Here is a 594-nt window from a genome sequence, read left to right as displayed (position 1 = left end):
AACGACCATATCTTTTAAGCCGCGCCCCCGCCCAATGGCATACCAGGCCAGCGCCAATAATGCAGCTGGGTTTTGGCGCACATCGTGAATCCGCGTGACCTGGTCCATCTCCCGTGCCCCACGCAACATCTCCCGGATAGGAATCCCCTGCAACGCTGCTGGAACCAAGCCCACCGTCGCCAGTTCCGACGTCCGCCCCCCGACCCAATCAAACATGGGAAATCGCGCCAACCATTGCTCGCGCTGCGCCGTTTGGTCTAACTCACTCCCTGGCATGGTAATGGCAACGGCTTGGGGAGCAAAAGGCCAACCGCGTTCTCGAAATACCCGCTGGATTTCCCACATGCCGTTGCGGGGTTCGGGCGTGCTGCCGGATTTGGAAATGACCAGAATCAAACTGGTCTGCAACCGGTCGCCGAGCTGTTGCACCAGCCAGTCGATCCCCGCCGGGTCGGTGTTGTCAATGAAGTGAATGTCTAGTGGGGGATGCACTGGCGCGACAGCTTGGCTAACAAATTGGGGACCCAAGGCGGAACCGCCAATGCCAATGGAGACAATGTCGGTGAATTTTTCCCCGTTGACGGCGCGAATGTC

General features: G+C 58.9%; 1 protein-coding gene. It reads right to left on the bottom strand.

Annotation, left to right across the window (positions count from 1 at the left end; genetic code table 11):
• Positions 1-594 (bottom strand): glucose-6-phosphate isomerase (pgi, locus tag NZ585_15040; protein MCS7081344.1); only part of this gene is annotated, 594 nt, incomplete at both ends.

This window comes from Chloracidobacterium sp. (genome assembly GCA_025057975.1).
Lineage (GTDB): Bacteria > Acidobacteriota > Blastocatellia > Chloracidobacteriales > Chloracidobacteriaceae > Chloracidobacterium.
The sequence above is the reverse complement of the archived record's forward strand: the minus strand, read 5'-3'. Positions and strand labels throughout refer to the sequence as shown.